Origin of the sequence: Methylorubrum pseudosasae, assembly GCF_029504475.1 — a bacterium.
Taxonomy (GTDB): Bacteria; Pseudomonadota; Alphaproteobacteria; order Rhizobiales; family Beijerinckiaceae; genus Methylobacterium; species Methylobacterium extorquens.
This window is the reverse complement of the sequence record NZ_JAQGDU010000002.1, coordinates 656,165-671,118: the sequence shown is the minus strand read 5'-3', so window position 1 is coordinate 671,118 and position 14,954 is coordinate 656,165. Positions and strand designations below refer to the sequence as shown.

The 14,954-nt window shown below is 68.1% G+C and carries 14 protein-coding genes and 2 pseudogenes; 7 read left to right on the top strand and 9 right to left on the bottom strand.

Features of this window, described 5'->3' with window-relative positions; genetic code table 11:
- Positions 1–387: 387 nt before the first annotated feature.
- The 3 genes and pseudogenes from M2437_RS03955 to M2437_RS03945 form a co-directional block, all read right to left on the bottom strand.
- Positions 388–993 (bottom strand): DUF1254 domain-containing protein, encoded by a 606-nt coding sequence (locus tag M2437_RS03955; RefSeq protein WP_003605377.1) that lies wholly within the window; start codon positions 991–993, stop codon positions 388–390.
- A complete protein-coding gene (locus M2437_RS03950) occupies positions 990–1,676 on the bottom strand; it encodes a DUF1214 domain-containing protein (RefSeq protein ID WP_499006480.1) in 687 nt (228 codons plus the stop codon). Before M2437_RS03950 ends, M2437_RS03955 begins: the two co-directional genes overlap by 4 nt.
- Before the next feature lie 56 nt (positions 1,677–1,732).
- Positions 1,733–4,031: pseudogene (locus tag M2437_RS03945) on the bottom strand (transglycosylase domain-containing protein).
- A gap of 310 nt (positions 4,032–4,341) precedes the next feature.
- On the opposite strand from M2437_RS03945, the gene M2437_RS03940 reads away from it, so the two are divergent.
- Positions 4,342–4,806, top strand: coding sequence for a YcgN family cysteine cluster protein (locus tag M2437_RS03940; protein ID WP_003604853.1), 465 nt, complete (start codon positions 4,342–4,344; stop codon positions 4,804–4,806).
- Positions 4,807–4,815: 9 nt separating this feature from the next.
- On the opposite strand, the gene M2437_RS03935 is transcribed toward M2437_RS03940, so the two are convergent.
- The gene (locus M2437_RS03935) at positions 4,816–5,472 is read right to left on the bottom strand and encodes a GNAT family N-acetyltransferase (RefSeq protein ID WP_253389424.1); all 657 of its coding nucleotides are present in this window, start codon (positions 5,470–5,472) and stop codon (positions 4,816–4,818) included.
- Positions 5,473–5,749: 277 nt separating this feature from the next.
- Between M2437_RS03935 and M2437_RS03930 the strand changes: the two genes are divergently transcribed.
- From M2437_RS03930 to zapE, 4 genes are all read left to right on the top strand, one after another.
- Positions 5,750–6,301: a TadE/TadG family type IV pilus assembly protein gene (locus M2437_RS03930; RefSeq protein WP_041357431.1), complete on the top strand. Its 552-nt coding sequence runs from the start codon at positions 5,750–5,752 to the stop codon at positions 6,299–6,301.
- Entirely contained in the window at positions 6,301–7,134 is an 834-nt protein-coding gene (locus M2437_RS03925) for a TadE/TadG family type IV pilus assembly protein (RefSeq protein ID WP_003604856.1), read from the top strand. The genes M2437_RS03930 and M2437_RS03925 overlap by 1 nt, the downstream gene beginning before the upstream one ends.
- Entirely contained in the window at positions 7,119–8,552 is a 1,434-nt protein-coding gene (locus M2437_RS03920) for a pilus assembly protein TadG-related protein (protein ID WP_253389423.1), read from the top strand. Before M2437_RS03925 ends, M2437_RS03920 begins: the two co-directional genes overlap by 16 nt.
- A gap of 306 nt (positions 8,553–8,858) precedes the next feature.
- On the top strand, positions 8,859–10,073 hold the full coding sequence (gene zapE / locus M2437_RS03915; RefSeq protein WP_253389422.1) for a cell division protein ZapE: 1,215 nt from the start codon (positions 8,859–8,861) through the stop codon (positions 10,071–10,073).
- On the opposite strand, the gene M2437_RS03910 is transcribed toward zapE, so the two are convergent.
- The 4 genes from M2437_RS03910 to M2437_RS03895 form a co-directional block, all read right to left on the bottom strand.
- Positions 10,070–10,696 carry a DNA-3-methyladenine glycosylase gene (locus tag M2437_RS03910; protein ID WP_253389421.1) on the bottom strand — a complete coding sequence of 209 codons (627 nt, stop codon included), beginning with the start codon at positions 10,694–10,696 and terminating at the stop codon, positions 10,070–10,072. The two genes, zapE and M2437_RS03910, sit on opposite strands and share 4 nt — an antisense overlap.
- A gap of 72 nt (positions 10,697–10,768) precedes the next feature.
- Positions 10,769–11,446: a ribonuclease HI gene (rnhA, locus tag M2437_RS03905; protein WP_253389420.1), complete on the bottom strand. Its 678-nt coding sequence runs from the start codon at positions 11,444–11,446 to the stop codon at positions 10,769–10,771.
- A gap of 61 nt (positions 11,447–11,507) precedes the next feature.
- Positions 11,508–12,293 (bottom strand): hypothetical protein, encoded by a 786-nt coding sequence (locus M2437_RS03900; RefSeq protein WP_253389419.1) that lies wholly within the window; start codon positions 12,291–12,293, stop codon positions 11,508–11,510.
- Positions 12,290–12,541 (bottom strand): hypothetical protein, encoded by a 252-nt coding sequence (locus tag M2437_RS03895; protein ID WP_042508712.1) that lies wholly within the window; start codon positions 12,539–12,541, stop codon positions 12,290–12,292. Before M2437_RS03895 ends, M2437_RS03900 begins: the two co-directional genes overlap by 4 nt.
- 464 nt (positions 12,542–13,005) lie before the next feature.
- Between M2437_RS03895 and M2437_RS03890 the strand changes: the two genes are divergently transcribed.
- Both M2437_RS03890 and gshB read left to right on the top strand, forming a co-directional pair.
- The gene (locus M2437_RS03890; protein ID WP_003606302.1) at positions 13,006–13,314 is read left to right on the top strand and encodes a hypothetical protein; all 309 of its coding nucleotides are present in this window, start codon (positions 13,006–13,008) and stop codon (positions 13,312–13,314) included.
- 302 nt (positions 13,315–13,616) lie between these two features.
- Positions 13,617–14,580, top strand: a pseudogene (gene gshB / locus M2437_RS03885) (glutathione synthase).
- A 58-nt stretch (positions 14,581–14,638) separates the two neighbouring features.
- On the opposite strand, the gene M2437_RS03880 reads toward gshB, so the two are convergent.
- On the bottom strand, positions 14,639–14,800 hold the full coding sequence (locus M2437_RS03880) for a hypothetical protein (protein WP_015821386.1): 162 nt from the start codon (positions 14,798–14,800) through the stop codon (positions 14,639–14,641).
- Positions 14,801–14,954: the final 154 nt, after the last annotated feature.

Here is a 14,954-nt window from a genome sequence, read left to right as displayed (position 1 = left end):
GCAGCCCCTTGGGCCCCTGCGCTCTCGCGCGATCCGCGTCCCGGCCAATGGCAGCCGCGCGGTGGAATCCCTGCGACAGACCTAAGACTCAGACCCTAAAGAAAAATCGTCGTGGGTACAATCGAACCACGCGCATGGCTTTCACGGTCACCCGCATGGACGCGGCGCTCGCGAAAGCCGCTGCGGCGGAAATAATCCGCCCGTTCCTCGAAGAACGACCCACGCGTCCGTGGGCCGAAGCGGGATCGGGTGAACCGGCGGCCAGGGGCGGCGATCCTTCGGGCGGTCGGCCCCACGCGCCTGCAATCGCTGTGGACGGCCAAGACGGCACCGGCGCTCGGGGCAGCGGAGCGGAGGCGTTCAGCCCCTGCCTCTTCAGTTCTGCCCTTAGCTCTTGCCCTTCCCCGGCTCCTCTCCCGTCGGCTCGGCCGGGCTATCGATGGTGCAGGACACTGCCTGCACCGCCGCGTCGGCTACCGCGCGCTCGCTCGGCAGAGCGGCGATCACCCGGACCACCGCGAAACCACGCCGGGCGGGGGCGACGATGCGGACGTCGCGCGTCACCTCGCCGGCCACGTCGTTGGCCAGTGCCTCATCGAACTGGGCGCGGGTCATCACCACGAGATCGAGCCCGCCGCGCACCGCCGCCTGATCGGTCACCGCGTAGAAGGCGCCCCGGCGGCTGTGCATCGAGACCGACAGCATCAGCGAGCCGGCCTGGGCCGAGACTCGCATCGGCCCGTCGTCGAGGTCGTAGGAGCACACGCCGACCGAGACCGCCGGATCGGGATTGGGCAGCCATTCGCCGTTCGCCGCGGGCGCGCCCGCGAGGCCGTGGATGCGCAGGGGGTGGTCGAGGGTCTCGCTCGCCCTCGCGCGGGTGAAGGCGTCGCCCTCCGAGAAGCGCGGGATCGCCAGCACCGTGGCGATGTGGACGATGCCGGCGATGACGAGGCCGCAGGCAGTGGCGAGCCAGAACGCGCTGCGGCTCATGACCCGCACCCCGTGCGCTCGATCACCGGCAGGGTGTCCCGATCAAGCGAGCCGACGCTTGCCGCCACCGGCGTGTCGTAGAGGCGCAGCGCCAGCCGCACCGGCCCCCTCGGCCGCGGCATCGGCAGCCAGTTGCCGGGCTGGACCTCGGGGCTCAGCAGGATCGCGAAGCGGCCGTCGGTCTCGCGCAGGATCTCGGTGGAGGTAAAGCCCGTCCGCACCGGCTCCTGACCCGGCGCCAGCGCGCCACGGCCGGTCACGGTGAGGGTCCAGGCGCGGGCCGGAGGCGTCACGCCAGCAAGGCGATAGCTGCAGGCGGCGTCCAGCGTCCGCCCGTCGTCGTCGCTGGCCGCGGTCAGCAGCATGCCCTCTCCGACTGCAAGGGGAATGTCGCTGCGCCGGGCGTTGACGGCGCGGGCATAGGGGTCGGAATCGAGCGAGCCCGCCCGCGGCCACGCCGTCCAGCTTCCGATCGCCGTCCCGCCGAAGGGGTAGCCGCCGCTGGTGGCGTAATCGGCACTGGCGAGGCCGAGGAGCCCGCCGAGGGTGAGCGCGTAGACGAACAGCCCGACGCGCGAGCTGCGCGAGGCGGCGCCCCGCGCGAGGCGGCCAAGTTGCTTGGGTAGCCGCTTATGGTTGCCGCGTGGGCAGACGCCCGGACGGCTCGGCGCTCGCCTCCTCACGCAGCGATGTTCCGGCCGCCGGGCCGACTCCACTCGACAGGGCCATGGGGTCGGCCTCAGGGCGTCCCGAAGCCGCCGGAGGCGCGCGCGCCCTCGGCGACATCGACGGGCACGAGGCCGGGCGCCCGCATCCGATCGGGGGCGACGGCGCCGGAGCGCGCCGGATCGCTCTTGCCGGGCTCGCTCTTGATGGGTTCGCTTTTGGCGGCGGAGCGGTTGGTCTCGACGTTGCGGAATAGGCCGTTGAGGCCCGACAGCACCTCGAAGGAACGGCGCGAGAGCCGGCCGCCGGTGCTGGCGGCGGCCGCCGCGCCGTCGGCCTGCGCCTGGGCGGCCTGCGGCGCGCTCCTGCGATCGTTCAGGCCGGGCATCGGCTTCAATTCGATGCCCTGATGGGCAGGGGCCATGATCTCGTGCCACGTCATCGCGGGGAGCGAACCGCCGGTCATCTTGTTGGTCGGGCTGTGGTCGTCGTTACCGTACCAGACGGCGCCGACATAGTTGCCGGTGTAGCCGACGAACCACGCATCGCGGTAGCCGTTGGTCGTGCCGGTCTTGCCCGCGACCTTCACGCCCTCGATCTGGGCCTTTCGCGCGGTGCCTTCCTCGACGACCTTGTTGAGCATGTAGTTCATGTCGGCCGTCACCTGGGACGACAGCACCTGCACCGGCTTCTCGTCGGCGTGGCGGTAGATCACCTCGCCGCTGGAATTGCGCACCTCGCTGGCGACGTAGGGCTTGGCGACCTTGCCCCCGTTGGCGAACACGGCAAAGCCGGCCGCCTGGTCCATCACCGTCACCTCGGTGGCGCCGATCGGCAGCGAGGGCGTGTCGGTCAGCGGCGTCGTCACGCCCATCGCTTTCGCGAGCTGAATGATCTTCTCGCGCCCGGCCTTCGCCGCCTTCCAGTCGTGGGTGATGCCGAGCCCCTTGCCGATGGCCGTGGTGACCATTGATCGGGATCGTGTTGACCGATTTGGCCACCGCGAGCCACATCGGCTGGCGGCCGGAATAGGAGCGGCCGTAATTCTGCGGGCACCAGTTGCCGACGCAGACCGGCGAATCCACCACCTGCGTGTCCGGCTTGAACAGGCCGGAGGCGAGTGCCGCGGCGTAGACATAGGGCTTGAACGAGGAGCCCGGCTGGCGCAGCGCATCGGTGGCGCGGTTGAACTGGCTCTCGCCGTAATCGGCGCCGCCGACCATGGCACGCAGCGCCCCGTCGGGATCGAGGATCACCACGCCGGCCTCGTCCACGTCGTACTGGTCGCCCAGCCGCCGCAGCATGTTCTCGACCGCCTGGTCGGCGGAGCGCTGGATCGAGAGGTCGAGGGGCGTCTTCACCGTGAGCACGCGGTCGTTGCGGAGCTTGCCCGCATCGGCCATCCGCTTCACCTCGTTGAAGGCCCAATCGAGGTAGTAGTCGGCGGTGATGTCCTTGGTGCGGGTCACTGGGGTCGCGGGGTTGCGCAACGCCGTCTGGATCTGGCCCTCGGTGACGAAGCCTGCCTCGACCATGTTGTGCAGCACGTCCACCGCCCGGCCGCGGGCGGCGGGCAGGTTGACGTTGGGCGAGTATTTGGTCGGCGCCTTGAACAGGCCGGCGAGCATCGCGGCTTCCGCCAGCGTGATGTCCTGCAGCCGCTTGCCGAAATAGTAATCCGCCGCCGCCACCGCGCCGAAGGTGCCGCCGCCCATATAGGCGCGGTCGAGATAGAGCTTGAGAATCTGGTTCTTGGTCAGGTGCGCTTCGAGCCAGAAGGCCAGGAACGCCTCATTGACCTTGCGCTCCAGCGAGCGCTCGTTCGTTAGGAACAGGTTCTTGGCGAGCTGCTGCGTCAGGGTGGAGCCGCCCTGCACGTTGCCCTTGCCGGAGGAATTCGAGACGAGCGCGCGGGAGGTGCCGATCGGATCGATGCCCCAATGCTCGTAGAAGCGCCGGTCCTCGGTCGAGAGCAGCGCCTTGATCATCAGTTCGGGAAAATCGTCGAACTTCAGCGAGTCGTCGTGCTTGATGCCGCGGCGTCCGACCTCGGTGCCGTAGCGGTCGAGGAAGGTGACGGCGAGATCCTGGGCCTTCAGCCAGTTGTCGCTGGTGAGGTTGAAAGCGGGCTGAGCCAGGAACAGCAGCAGCAGGGCGCCCGCCGTGCCGATGGTGACGCCCTCGCTGGTGAGGTCGAGGGCGTAGCGCTTCCAGCCGCGGACCGAGAAGACCTGCATCCGCGCCTGGAAGCGCTCGTAGGCTTCCGTCGTGGAATGGCCGCCCTCGTACAGACTCGCATTGACCCAGGCATCGAAGGCCAGGGCCGCGCGGCTGATCCGCGTCGTCAGCGTCTTGAGGCGGGGCAGGCGCAAGGCGGCTTCCGGTTTCTGTCGACGTTGTCCGGGTCGGCGTAGAGAAAGCCCGGGCAACGATTATCCGATACGTTCTGTATCAGGACACGCGCCGGCCCGCGAGCTTTCGCTTCCGTTAAGGAACGCGAACGACAGGCCACCGTCCCCCGGCGGACCACTTACCGCGCATTAACCTTAAGACGCCTGTGGCAGCCGAATCCGGCGGGCGGATGGCGGATCGTCCGGTCCCGCTTGCTCCCGGCGGCGCCATGCGGCAGGAGGGGCGCCTTGTCCCGAAACGATACGATCGAAAGCGAGCGAGGCGCCTGATATGGCCGAGCGCAGCGAAGGGCCGTTCTGGCGCGTGAAGACGCTCGAAGCGATGAGCCCGGCGGAGTGGGAGAGCCTGTGCGACGGCTGCGGCCGCTGCTGCCTGCTCAAGCTCGAGGACGACGACACCGGCGAGATCCACCACACCGATGTCGGCTGCACGCTGCTCGACACCCATACCTGCCGCTGCCGCGACTACCGCAACCGTGCCAAGCGCGTGCCGGATTGCGTGCAGCTGACCCCGGAGGCGGTGCGCACGATCCCCTGGCTGCCGCCGACCTGCGCCTACCGCCTCGTGCGGGAGGGCCGCGACCTGCCGGCGTGGCACCCGCTGAAGACCGGCCGCCGGGCCAGCGTCCACGATGCCGGCATCTCCGTGCGCGGGCGCGTTGCCGGCAACGAGGAGGAATTCGCCGAGGACGAATTGGTCGAGCGCATCGTCGCATGGCCGGACGAAGCCGCCTGAGCGGGCGATTCAGGCTGCACGCGCGAGAAACGGCGGCAGACACGGCAAGGGTAGCGACCGGGATCGCGGCAGGGTCACCACGGCAAGGTTGAAATCGAGGGCCGCCTCGATCCCCTCCCGCCACAAGGAGAGCGGCGTCGGCTGCGCCAGACGGATCGCTCCCTCGCTCTCGCCCTCAGTGAGGCGCAGCTCTGCGCCGAGTCCTGCGACCAGCCGCCGCATCGCGACGTTGTGGGGTAGGCAGCGCAGGCGAAGCTCGACGAGGCCGCGATTGCGGGCGGCCTCGACCAGACGCCGCAGCAGTTTCAACCCGAGTCCGGCCCGCCGAAACCCCCGCTCCACCGTCAGTGCGGCCTCTGCCCGCCGGGCGTCCGCTTGCCCTGGGCCAAACGGGCGCAATTCGCCGATCGCCCGCAGGGTGCCATCCACGAAGACGCCGACGATCAGGCCGGGCGCGACCATCGCCTGCGCCGCATAGGCCGCGGCCGCCCGGTCACCGACCGCGGCCATGAAGCGACTCGCGCGGGTTTCCGGATCGAGGCGCAGGAAGAAGGCGTGCACCGCCGGCCCATCGCTCGGCCAGAGGCGGCGCAGACTCGGTCGGCCCCGTATCGCGCCGAGGGGGCGGCCTGAGGGACGATCGTCGGAAAAAGTTGAGAGGGACATCGGGGAGGTGAAGAACTCTTGCGGCGCACCGGATTGGCGATGTGCCCGCGCGGCCTCCCTCTCCGGCACGGACAGAGCCAATTTGGCGCGGCGGTGGGCTTACCGCAATGCAGCAAAGTGCTGAATCTCCGCTTGAGCCCGCATGGCTGGTCTGTCCGCTTGTTCCAGGCCTGCAACCAGAGGTGACGGAAGGATCGCATCGATCTTCGCCGGCAAAGGCCCGGATTTCTGATATCCTGTTACCTTTTATTTAAATGCTGACGGATACCCTGAATCCATGCGGCGAGAATCGAATTACATCAGCAACGAGGAAGGATCGGTGGCCGTCGAGTTCGCCCTCGTCGGAGCAGCGTTTATCCTTACACTGCTTTTCGTGATGGCGTCCGCACTGGTCGGGTATATCAACCAGACCCTGGACAACGCGACGATACGGGCCTCACGCCAGATCCTGACGGGGGGCCTTCAGTCTCAATCGAGTGCGGCAACGCTGGAGGGTTTCAAGCAAACCCTCTGCGGATACCTGCCCGCGACGCTTTCTTGCGACAACCTCATCGTCAATCTCTACGTCGTGCCCAAGGCAGGCCAACCCAGCGGGTATTACGCCTACGTCTCCTCCGACCTGAGCGGCGTGACCGTCGCCAATCTGGCCACCGGGTCAGGGCAATTCAATCTCGGAAGCCGGGGAGACTACCAGTATCTGCAGGTCATCTACCCGATCACATTCCTACCTCCGCAGATTTCATACTGGTTGAGCGGCGGCGCGACCTACAAGGGCAAGCCGGCTTATCTCGCGGTCTCGGCTGCGGCTTTTCGCAACGAGCAGTACTGATGGCGGACGGCTCCCCCCGCACGCCCCTTCCCGCCGCGCGGCGCGGCGCGGCACCGGAGAGCACCCCCGCCCTCCGGGCGCTGGCGGCGCTCCGACACGTCCGCGCCGGCCTCGGGGCGCAGGCGGAACGCTTCCGTGCCGCGGAGGGCGCGGTGGCCGCGATCGAGTTCGCCCTGATCCTGCCCACGCTGCTGCTGATCCTGTTCGCGGGCACCCAAGTGGTCGCCTACGTCAACGCGACTCGCAAGGTTGAACTCGTCGCGCACTCGATCAGCCAGATGATCTCGCAATCGGTGCCGCCGGACACCTCGACCGTCGCCCGGGTCAACGCCACCGACCTGCATTTCAGCTACGACGCCACCCTCGTGCTGTTTCCCTACGTGATGAAGGATGCCAAGCGGCAGGGCCGGTCGTGGTGGGAGAACATCTCGATCAATTATGCCAGCATCCAGTTCAAGGCGAAGAACACCGCCTGCCAGAACAATTCCGACACCAGCACCGACCTGAGCCCCTGCTACAATGCCAACGTGGTCTGGACGACCACCGGCACCGCTCAGCCCGGCGGCGCCAATTACCGTCCTTGCGATACGCCGCAACTGCCGGCCGATGACGACGCAACGCCGAGCCGGGTCACCCTGCCGCGATCCACCTACGGGCCCGGATCGCTGGTGGTGATCGATGTGGCATTCGACTTCACGCCGACTTTCGGGTCGGGCTTCGTCCCCGCCGTGCGGATCGCGCGATCGGCCTATGTGCAGCCGCGCTACGCGTCGCTGGTGAACTTCGACACAACCAACAACGACGGGATCGCGACCAAATGCACCGGCTATTGACCCGCGCAGGCCGGCTCAAGGGCCGGGCGACGGCACTGGCCTCGAACGCCGAGGGCAGCATCAACGTCCTCTTCGCGCTCGCCGTGCTTCCGACCATCGGCCTCGTCGGCCTCGGCGTCGATTACGGCATGGCGATCAGCAGCAAGACGCGGCTCGACAACGCGGCGGACGCCGCCGCGCTCGCGGGCGTCGTGACAGCCAAGGAGTTCATCGCCGCCAACGCGCAGCAGAGCGACGTGACGGCGTCCGGCATCAAGGCGGGCGAGTCCCAGGCCCTCAAGGCCTTCAACGCCAATGCCAGCAAAGTCCCGTTCGCAACGGTCTCTCTTGCTCAACTCGAGATCGTACGAACCGGACAAACCCTCGATGCGACGGTCAGCTATACGGCCACCGTTCAAAGCACGTTCGGCAGAATCTTCGGGCTTTCGGCGACGACCCTGACCAACCGGGTCAACGCCTCGGTAGACCTCGCAAGCTACCTCGATTTCTACCTGATGGTGGACGTATCGGGCTCGATGGGTCTGCCGACGAAAGATTCCGACGCTGAAGCGCTCGCCATGCAAAGCAAGGAGAAGCAGGGAAACTGCCAATTCGCGTGCCACTTCCCAGACAGTGTCGGCTGGACCAAGGCGGCGGGAAAAATCCAGTTGCGGTCCGACGCGGTGAACAACGCCGTTTGCGAACTTCTGAAACGGGCCTCGACGCCGGTCGTGCCGAACCAGTATCGAATCGGCATCTACCCGTTCATCAATCAATTGGCGACACTCGCACCCCTCACCGATACCACCACGTCTCTTGCCGCGCTGAGAACGGCGGCTCAGTGCGACAAGGTTTGGCCGCTCGCTTTCACCAATCTGCTTGATACGGGCAGCACGCAACTCTTCACGAACAACGATCCGAAGACCGGCACCGGCAGCGGTGGGACTCATTTCGAGGCGGCCCTGCCGAAGATGAAGTCGACCATCAAGCCCTATGGCAACGGCTCCGCCTCAACGAACTCGAGGCCGTTCGTGTTTCTGATCACCGACGGCATGCAGAACAGCCAGTCGTACTCAGCGTGGAAGGATACGAAGACATTTTCTGGAAATCCTTCGAAATTTGCAGGCTATCCCAACGCCGACTGGAACGGCTCGCAACCCGCTCAGATCGATCCGTCGAAGTGCACGGATCTCAAAAACGCCGGTGCGACCATCTCAGTTCTGTACATACCCTACAACATTGTAAAAAATTACAACAATGACAGCTATATTGTTTGGGAGAATGGCCGCGTCAATCAATTCAGTCCGACGCTCGCAGATCCTCTTCGGAAATGCGCATCGCCGGGATTTTTCTACACGGCCAATACCCAGGATGATATCACCGCTTCACTCGGAGCAATGTTCAAACAGGCACTGAGAGTCGCTCGCATCACTCAGTAAGACACAGCTGTGCCGAACCGCATGGTGGTGCGGAACGAGAGAATGGGCGAATGAGCGCCTGGAGCCGCTTCCCGCGGTAAAGTCATGGGGAGCGGCTCCGGCGTGTTGAGGTCCGAGCATGGTCGCGGACGATCGACCCTGGCAGAAAGACTGCGCTTCGGATCGCGGCGGATGTTTGCAGGGTTGCCCAGCGCCGGCTTGATCGCGCCGCCGCCGCGCGGCAGAGCGGGACGAGCCACACCGCCCGCCTCCTCCGCAGGTTCACTTGCCGGAAGAGCCGCTCCCTCACGTGAATGATCGGCCGGGATGCCCGAGACCCATACGCCCTCCGACCATGCCCGCGCCGGCGCGGCGCCGCACGGCCGGGTCCGCGAACGCTACGACGCCCTCGTGGCCTCGGGCGCGATCGAGCGGGATTCGTCGCAGATCCGCCTCGTCCAGGCCCTCGACCGGCTGGTGCAGAACCTGGAGCGCCGCCGCCGGGCGAAGAAGGGCAGCGCGCTGGGCTGGCTGTTCGGCCGCAAGGATGACGATGTCGGGCCGCCCAAGGGGCTGTACATCTGGGGCTCGGTCGGCCGCGGCAAGACCATGCTGATGGACCTCTTCCACGAAGTCGCGCCGGGCCCGAAGCGTCGGGTCCATTTCCACGGCTTCCTCGCCGACGCACACGAGCGCATCCACGCCCACCGCCAGGCCCTGAAACGGGGCGAGGTGAAGGGCGACGACCCGATCCCGCCGGTGGCCGAGGCGCTGGCAGCGGAAGCGACGCTGCTCTGCTTTGATGAGTTCACGGTCACCGACATCGCCGACGCGATGATCCTGGGGCGCCTGTTCGGAGCCCTGTTCAAGCGCGGCGTGACGGTGGTGGCGACCTCGAACGTCGAGCCCGACCGGCTCTACGAGGGCGGCCTCAACCGCGCTCTGTTCCTGCCCTTCGTGGCGGAGCTGCAGCAGCGGGTCGAGGTGTTGCGCCTCGATTCCCGCACCGATTTCCGCCTGGAGAAGCTCGGCGGCAGTTCGGTCTACCATGTGCCGGCCGACGCGGCGGCCGAGGCCGCGCTCGACGCCGCCTTCAAGGCGCTTTCAGGGCGCGCGAAGGGCCAGCCGAGTACGGTGAAGGTGAAGGGCCGCGCGGTTCCGGTGCCGGAGGAAGCCGGCGGCGTCGCCCGGTTCGGCTTCGACGACCTGTGCCGCAAGCCGCTCGGCGCCTCCGACTACATGGCGCTCGCCGACAGCTTCCACACTCTGATCGTGTCCGGCATTCCGGTGATGGGCGAGGCGGAGCGCAACGAGGCCAAGCGCTTCATCACGCTGATCGACACGCTCTACGACGCGCACGTCAAGCTCGTCGCCTCGGCCGCGGCGGAGCCGACCGAACTTTATACCGCGGCGCAGGGCCGCGAGGCCTTCGAGTTCGAGCGCACCGCCTCCCGCCTGATCGAGATGCGCTCGGAGGAATATCTCGGCACGCCGCACGGGCGGGCGCCTTCCGAATCGAGCGCAGGCTTGGCCGAGACCTAAGCCCCCTCCCCCGCGGCACCGGGTTTCGTGCGCGGCAACGCCCGGCTGAGATAGGGTGAGCCAGGCACCAGGAAGCGCCAGGGCGCCTCGACCCCGCGGCTGATGCCAATGCGGGTCGTCGCCGCGACCGGCATCGGCCGCTCCGGCGCTGCCCAGGCGAAGGGCAACCGGTCGAGCGGCAGGCCATCATGCGACAGGTCGATGCCGAGTGCCTGGGCGAGCCGGCCCGGCCCGGCACAGAGGAGGCGCGGCGCGTCGAGCCCGCGGCGGGTGCGCATCGTCTCCAGACCCGCATTCGGTTCGAGCGCCCGCAGCAGCACCGCGCTGCCGGTCTCGCAGACGAGGTTGAGGCACCAGTGCAGGCCGTAGGAGCGGTAGACGTAGGCGCGGCCCGGCGGCCCGAACATGCTGGCGTTGCGCCGCGTCGGCCCAGCGAAGCTGTGCGAGGCCGGATCGGTGCGATCGTAGGCCTCGGTCTCGACGATGAGGCCGCCAACGCCGTCGACGAACAGCCCGTGGCCGATCAGTTCGGCAGCGACGGTCGCGGCGGGGCGGTCGAAGAAGGCGAGAGCATCGTCCTGGATACCGGATCCAGTGCGACGCTCTCGTCTTTTGTTTTGCATCGTCTTTCTCCGAAAGCCGGCGTCCACCTTTCGGGACGATGCCCCAGGTTCATCGCGCCCGCCTCCGCCCGATCAGGACGCCTTCTGCAATTCGGCCCGAACACGGGCGACGCCCGGCGGCTTGAGTTCGAGCGCCAACCGCACCGCGTCCTCGAGATACGCCTGGGGGGTGATCCCGGCACGACCCGCCGCCCGAGATAGGGCGTTGGCCAGATCCGCGCTCAGCGCCACCTGCACCGTCTTGGATTGCACCGGCTGCGCCGGCGCCAGGGCTGGCGCGGCATCGGCCGGCGGGGGCGCCGCTTCACCGGATGTCTTGCCGCTCAGGGCCTCGCGCCGGCCGAGGGTGGCGAGACGGTCGGCGCGCTCGTTGCCGGCCTCGCCGGCATGGCCGCGCACCCAGGTCCAGCGCACGTCGCGGGCTGCGGCCAGCGCGTCGAGGCGCTGCATCAGGTCGATGTTCTTCACGGGCCCCGTGGCGGTGCGCCAGCCCCGCGCCTTCCAGCCGCGCATCCACTCGGTGACGGACTTGACCACGTACTGGCTGTCGCAGCGCATCTCGATCGCGGCGCCCTCGGGAAAATGCTCCAGGGCGCGGATCGCAGCGGTCAGTTCCATGCGGTTGTTGGTGGTGGCGAGCTCGCCGCCGTACAGCTCGATCGTCCCGGTGGGGGCCTGGATCACCGCCGCCCAGCCGCCGGGGCCGGGATTGGGGTCGCAGCCGCCATCCGCATAGACGATGGTTCGCATCGGTCCCATTCGCTTTCAGCCCTGCCCCTGCCGTGTCCGGACCGGGGCTAATACACGGCCGCTAATATTTGGCCACGACCGGCGCGGCCAAGACCGCTTGAACCGGCAGCTCGACGAGGCCGCAGCGGGCGGCGGCGTCCGGCGGCAGCAGCGGGTCGAGGAGCCCGCGCCGCCCTTCGAGGAAGGCGAGCGCCTGCTCGGCCGACGCCGCCTCGCGGCCGGGCATCTCGATCAGGAAATGCTCGAGCGCGTAGCGATAGCGGGCGATGCGCAGGGATGTTTCCAGGCGCACCCACGCCACGAGACAACGGTTCTCGGCAACGCGCATCGCGGCCTGCCGCACATCCCGATCGTCGAGGCTTTTCGAGAACGGCAGGGCACGCAGGCGTACCCCGTCCGCCTCGAAGACACGCCCGGCGACGGCGGCGAAGATCGGGATCAGCCGACCGTCGGCCACGGCGTCATCCGACAACCTGCGGTAGCGGGAATAGGGAGAGCGAAACGACTCGGCGATCAAATCGTTGTGATAGGCGGGAATATCGTCACGCCGCCAACGCGGCGGCAGCACGCGGGCTCGGGTCAGGTTGGCGAGCGCGTCCGAGAAGGCGGCGTGGCCGTCGGCGGGCATCAGGAACCGCCAGGCCCGATCGCGCAGGACCGTCTCGTCGTCGGTCAGCGGAAAGGCCGAAGCCGGCGTGCCGCGTTCGTAGGCGGCCACTGTCCCCGTGGTCTCGATCAGGCTGTTCCAGGCGCTCGGGGCCGGACGGCCAAAGTCACCCTCCTGTGCGCAAGCGCCCAGCAGCAGGGCCAAAAGCAGGCCGGCGAATCGAGAACCGGCGCGCGTCACGAGCGGCGGCGGCGCGGAACCGGCAGAGCCTCCGCCTCCGGCATCCTCTCGTAGCGCACGCCCATGAACAGCAGGATCTGACCACGCGGCGCATCGTCCGCCTCGCGGCGGAAGCGGCGGGTCGTCGCGGGGGCGAAGGGCACGACGGAGCCGGTCGCGCCGCCCTCGCCGTGGCCCGGCTTCGCCGCGGGAGCGAGAGGGGACGCTGAGGAAGGCGTCTTGGAGGGGGCGGTCGTTGAAGGCGTCATGGGCCTGTCCCGTCGATGTGTGTGGCGGCCGGCTCCCGCCCTGCGGCCTCCCGGAGCGGGCGGGCAGCATGGGGCGAGTGCTCGTCGTGAGCGGGACGGGCCCGCCCCGGCCGGGCGATCTCAGGCCAAGCTCAGCACGACGTGGTTAACGGAGTGTTTCAACGCACGCCGCGTTCCGCGTGCCCCCGTGGCGATACGTGCCCTCGGCGCGACCTGTTTCGCGGACGGCACGGTCCTTGCGAAGTCTCGTTTGCCCATGGCGGGCGTTTCCTCCCTTGACTTCGGCCCCGCGCGATCGCGCTGCGGGGCCGTTTCTTTGTCGGGCGGGTTTTCTCAGGTCACACCGGAGGCCCGGACGGGCCCGAGAGAGCGGGTGCAACGGAGGCGTGCTGCGCTTGCTAACGAGGGGGGATGCCCGATATGCGGACCCAACCCAACTTTGATCGAGCGAAGGACAAGGCAGGATGCGTCCGGACTTCACACGATTCGGCAGCCTGGCGCGCGGAGTATCCGCGGCCCTGAGACTGGCGCCTCTCGCTCTGCTGGCTCTGGTGGCGGCAAGCCCAGCTCAGGCCCAGCGCGAGGACCAGGGGCTGCAACTCGGCTGCGCCAACGACTATTTCCGGCTCTGCGCCGGCGTCGATCCGAACAGCCAGGATGCCGATGCCTGCATGACCCGCAACCGCTCCCGCCTCTCGCCGGAGTGCAAGTCCGCCATCAGCGATTACGACCGGCGCAGCGGGGGCGGCTCGCAGTCCCGCGGCCAGCGCTAGAGCGCGTTCCGACGAAGCGGCCACCGCTTCGTCGGAAGAATGCGCGCTACAACAATGACTGAGAGACGCCGGCCTGATGCCATCAGGTCGGATACGGTCCTGAAGGGGGGCTCCCGGAGTGCCTCACACAACGCCCGGGCGCTGAGCATCGCCCCACCGGCTGCGGCGCTGCAGCGGGCATGATGTGAGAGCACCTCGGGCTCCGGTCCCCTCAGAGGATCGATCGGAACGGAGCGGGCTCGCCGAGAGCCCGCTGTTTCGCCCGCTGTTTCGGCGGAACGCGTAGCAATTCGGGGACGAGCATGGCGTTGACCGTCGCGGTTCAGATGGACCCGATCCAGTCGATCCGCATCGCGGGCGACACCACCTTCGGCCTGATGCTGGAAGCACAGGCGCGGGGTCACAGCCTCTACACCTACACGCCGGACCGGCTCTCGATGCAGGGCCGGCTGGTCACGGCCTACGCCCAGCCCGTGACGGTGCAGGATGTCGAGGGCGCGCACGCGACCCTCGGGGCTCCGGAGCGCATCGACCTCGCCGAAGTCGACGTGGTGCTGATGCGCCAGGATCCGCCCTTCGACATGGCCTATGTCACGGCCACCCACATGCTGGAGAAGATCGCCGGGCGCACCCTGGTGGTCAACGATCCGGCCGAGGTCCGGAACGCGCCGGAGAAGCTGTTCGTCCTCGACTTCCCCGAATTGATGCCGCCGACCCTGATCTCCCGCGACCGCGCCGAGATCGAGGCGTTCCGCAAGGAGCACGGCACGGTGGCGATGAAGCCGCTGCACGGTCATGGCGGCGCGGCGGTGTTTCCGGGTCACGGAGGAGGATCCGAACTTCGGCTCGATGTTCGACCTGTTCACCGCCACCTTCCGCGAGCAATGGGTGGTGCAGCGCTTCCTGGAAAAGATCACCGAGGGCGACAAGCGCATCATCCTCGTCGACGGCGAGCCGATGGGCGCGATCAACCGCGTGCCGGCCAAGGGCGACATCCGCTCCAACATGGTCCGCGGCGGCGCGGCCGGCGCCTCCGATCTGACCGAGCGTGAGCGCGAGATCTGCGCCACCATCGGGCCGGAGTTGAGACGCCGCGGTCTGATCCTGGTCGGCATCGACGTGATCGACGGTCATCTCACCGAGATCAACGTCACCTCCCCCACGGGCATCCGCACCATCAAGCGGCTCGGCGGCCCCGATCTCGCCGTCTCGGTCTGGGACGCGATCGAGGTACGGCTCGCCGCCCGCCGCAGCCTCGGCGCCTGACCGCCGCCTGAGACGGGGTCGTCTCGGACGATCAGCCCTTCCCCGCCTCGATCAGCTCCTATCGAAACACCGGGAGCCCGAGCCCGATCAGGCCGAGGCCGAGGATCAGCAGGAGGCCGGACAAGGTTTCGGCCAGCGCCGCGCGCGCGCCGAAGCGGTGCGCCTGAGCCGCCAGCCCGACACCCGCGACAAGACAAGCGACGCTCGCGACCATCAGCACGGGCGATCCAGCAGGCGGACGACACCCTGGCCCGCGAGACAGGCGCGGCTTGATCCCATCCCGAAGCCATGACCGGGAACGCGGTTAGGCTCCGCTGCGGGCGACGCAGGCGGCTTTGCAGTCGGGCTTGAGGCTGACGGTTCGAACATCGATC

What these genes read in the sequence shown, in the direction of transcription:
- zapE (WP_253389422.1), top strand. Translation starts at nt 8,859, where the DNA reads ATGCCCGAGACCCATACGCCCTCCGACCATGCCCGCGCCGGCGCGGCG.
- M2437_RS03910 (WP_253389421.1), bottom strand. Translation starts at nt 10,696, where the DNA reads ATGCAAAACAAAAGACGAGAGCGTCGCACTGGATCCGGTATCCAGGAC.
- M2437_RS03940 (WP_003604853.1), top strand. Translation starts at nt 4,342, where the DNA reads ATGGCCGAGCGCAGCGAAGGGCCGTTCTGGCGCGTGAAGACGCTCGAA.
- M2437_RS03935 (WP_253389424.1), bottom strand. Translation starts at nt 5,472, where the DNA reads ATGTCCCTCTCAACTTTTTCCGACGATCGTCCCTCAGGCCGCCCCCTC.
- M2437_RS03930 (WP_041357431.1), top strand. Translation starts at nt 5,750, where the DNA reads ATGCGGCGAGAATCGAATTACATCAGCAACGAGGAAGGATCGGTGGCC.
- rnhA (WP_253389420.1), bottom strand. Translation starts at nt 11,446, where the DNA reads ATGCGAACCATCGTCTATGCGGATGGCGGCTGCGACCCCAATCCCGGC.
- M2437_RS03895 (WP_042508712.1), bottom strand. Translation starts at nt 12,541, where the DNA reads ATGACGCCTTCAACGACCGCCCCCTCCAAGACGCCTTCCTCAGCGTCC.
- M2437_RS03890 (WP_003606302.1), top strand. Translation starts at nt 13,006, where the DNA reads ATGCGTCCGGACTTCACACGATTCGGCAGCCTGGCGCGCGGAGTATCC.
- M2437_RS03920 (WP_253389423.1), top strand. Translation starts at nt 7,119, where the DNA reads ATGCACCGGCTATTGACCCGCGCAGGCCGGCTCAAGGGCCGGGCGACG.
- M2437_RS03925 (WP_003604856.1), top strand. Translation starts at nt 6,301, where the DNA reads ATGGCGGACGGCTCCCCCCGCACGCCCCTTCCCGCCGCGCGGCGCGGC.
- M2437_RS03955 (WP_003605377.1), bottom strand. Translation starts at nt 993, where the DNA reads ATGAGCCGCAGCGCGTTCTGGCTCGCCACTGCCTGCGGCCTCGTCATC.